Source organism: Candidatus Protofrankia californiensis, from assembly GCF_900634765.1.
GTDB classification, from domain to species: Bacteria; Actinomycetota; Actinomycetes; order Frankiales; family Frankiaceae; genus Protofrankia; species Protofrankia californiensis.
Genome location: NZ_CAAAFT010000482.1, coordinates 3,425 through 6,427 on the forward strand (window position 1 = coordinate 3,425; position 3,003 = coordinate 6,427).

Consider the following 3,003-nt stretch of genomic DNA (forward strand, 5'->3'; position numbering starts at 1 on the left):
CACTCTAGGTAGACCGAATTACGCGGAACGCAGGGGTACGCAGGTCGAGGAATGGACGCGCGAGACCGCCCGGGAATTCAGCGTCGCCTGCGTCTGCAGGGTCGCCCATCATGCCGCGGCCGAACTCCGGGACGCCGACCTGCCCGCGTTGGCCGACGACGTCGAGGCCGCGGCAGCGGCCTTCGCCCGGAATGAAAAGAGCGACACGCTCGATGACCGCGCCCGGGCGGGAATCGAGGCAGCTGTCCGGAACCCGCATTCCACGGCCAATCTGCTGTCGGCATATGTGATCGATGCACTCGAATCATTCGTCACGGGCCCTCCCGCGGCTGTCGCCTACATCGGGGCACGGGCCGCCAACCAGCGCAGCGCCAACATCGGCGACGACCCCTATCTGGACGAACGCCGCTGGCAGGCGTTGTGGCTCGCGACCCGGCTGGGTCTCCCGGGGTTTCCGGCCGTGCGAGAAAAACCATAATCGCGCGGTCTTCGGTCAACCAAAATCCCCCACGCCCGAGGCCTCCCCGCGGCGCCGGCCGCACCGTGACCTCACCGCAGAAGGAGCAATTCGACATCGGCCTCCGAAGGCGGCTCGTCCTCGTCGAAGACGTTCCAGTCATCCATGAAGGCGGAGTCGGCGGACCTCAGCTCCGCGGGTTCCGGCCCGCGCGGAAACAGCCGGATACGTAACGCGGGTATGTCCGAACGGTCGAACATTCCGAGGAGATCATCATCGGCGACCTGCTCACCACCGGGGAGTAGGTCGCCGGTCAGTTCGGTTCGCCGTCTCGCTTCGTCGAAACCAGCACGGTTGAAGATCTCACACAAGCGGCTCACCGTCCGAGCGGTCATCTCCTCGTAGAACATCAGATTATACTCATCCGGAGGATGCGGTACGCCCATGAACCGGTAGGCGTGGACGACGGCGCGATGATAGTCGGCGAATGCCTCGTCGATTTTGCCGGATACCCAGTACGCGTCCGCCCGCGCACGGAAAAGATTCGCGATCAGCTCCTCGTCCCAGTCGTCATTTTCAGCAGCGAGCCGAGTCAGGCGCTGCGCCGAGGAGCTGGCATGGGTAATCACCTCCTCCTCCACCGCCCCCCGCTCCAGGGCGAGGTCGGCGGTTTCGAACAGCAGCCAGGTGACGATCCAGCCATCCGTGGGTTCCCCGAGTTCCTCGAACGCGGCCAGCGCCTCCTTGTAGTAGCGGTTCGCGGCCGGGTCGGCCGGATCACGGAATCGTCTGCTGTGCGCGAGGAATATCTTGATGAGACCTTTGACCCGCAGGAGGTCCCGTTCTTCTTCCACCGTGGTCCCAACCCGGGCGCCACGGCCGAGCCCGCAGAGTCGCTGCACGAGCAGAAGCCGGCTGCGGATGTCGTTCCAGGGAGCGTCGGTCTTGAGGTAGCCAGGCGGATAGTGCTCCAGCACGAAGCCGAGCGCCTCGCTCAACTGGTCATCCGGGTTGCGTTCGGTCACGATCGCGACGGAACCCCCGCTCCCGGCAAGCGGGTTCTCCTGGTGCCAGGTACGTTCCCAATCCTCCAGCAGCCGCCGGTTGTAGTCGAACGGACAGTAGCATCCCCACCACCAGAAAGCTTCCAGGAACACGAGCGCGAAACGCGCCCGGGTGATCGTCCGGTTCTGGGACACCCGCCGTGCGTGAAACAACCACTCCCGCTTGTACGCCTGCCAGCGGGGGTGCTCGTAGCGATACCAGGAGCTGTACGTGCCGGCGGTGTTTTCATCCTCCCATTTCGACACGAGGCGGAAGTAGTGCTGGGCAGCACGTTGGTGCAGGTTCTGCCAGGTCCGGGGATGCACTGTCCGCAGTTCACGGCTCAGCGACAGACGGATGAACTCGTGCAGGCGGAAACGGTCGGACGGTTCGTAGGCGACGGCGAGCAGTTGTTCGACGATGCCATAGCCTTTGAGCGTCTGGATGACGGTTCCGACGTCGGGATATCCGTCATCGCCTTCCCCCAGCAGCTCCGCGAGCAACGGCTCGTCGAAGGTGTTGACCACGGCGCAGGCGTGGACGGCCTTCCGCAACCGGGCATCCTGAACCACGTCGACGATGAGGCGAACGAGACCGGCCCATTTTTCCCACGGGTCGTCGGGCAGCCGCTGAAGAGTTCGCCGCAGGTCGGACGCCTCAAGTTTGTCCGGACCCGTCTCGCTGACCAGGTTCGCTGCCAGCGACAGACCACCGGGATGTCCCACGGTGAAATCGTGGATGACATCGGCGACACCCGGGCGCAGCTCGCCACGAAAGGTCTGGTCGAGGTAGTGGACGACCTCGTCCCGGGACAGGTAGGGCAGCTGCCGCAGATGCCAGCGATCCGATCCCGGCGAGAATTTGTGCAGTGACGGTACCCGGGCGATGACGACCAGGGTGTTCGTCAGGCGCAGCGCCATACGCGCCAGCCAGTGCCCCATCTCGTCGTCGACGATACGTTCGAAGGAATCCATGGTGATGAGGATGTGCCGATGCCGGCTCCACTCCGTCCAGCCGCTGACGAAAGCGTCGTCAATGGCTGACTGGGACTGGCGGATTCGCGCCTTGACCGTCTCCTGATCGTCGCCTCCGGCCGGGTCGCGCAGACCTGTGGTTTCGGCTTTCGGCGCGCCGCCGAGCAGCCGTGCCTCGCGCTCGCACAGTTGGCGGAAACCATTGAACTCCCGGGCCCGGGTGCGATCGGTCACCCGTAGCATCAGCTCCCTCGTCCGGGCGAATGTCTCCCACAACACGGGGGCTGAGGCGCGGGGGCCGTAGGCGTCCCGGAATCCTTCGCGCCGGAACGCGGACATGTCCTCGTTGAAGACGTATAAACGGTTGGCGCCCTCGACCTGCCGGACAAGCTGCCGGATCAGCGTGGACTTACCCAGGCCGTGAACGCCGACAAAATCGATCACCGACCCTTCGCCCCGCGTCAGGAGCAGGCGTAGCGCCTCGGCCAACTCGGCTTCCCGCCCGACGAACAGGTCCATACCGTTCCC

Annotated in this window: 2 protein-coding genes; one reads left to right on the top strand and one right to left on the bottom strand. The window is 65.0% G+C overall.

The genetic code is table 11. From position 1 onward, the window contains the following. On the top strand, positions 1–478 hold a 478-nt coding region (locus DD1DGNOD_RS24810; protein WP_165037021.1), incomplete at its 5' end, for a hypothetical protein. Between the two features lie 71 nt (positions 479–549). Here the strand turns inward: DD1DGNOD_RS24810 and DD1DGNOD_RS24815 are convergent. Beyond that, positions 550–3,003, bottom strand: a 2,454-nt coding sequence (locus DD1DGNOD_RS24815) for an AAA family ATPase (RefSeq protein ID WP_206443417.1), incomplete at its 5' end; no start/stop codon positions are given.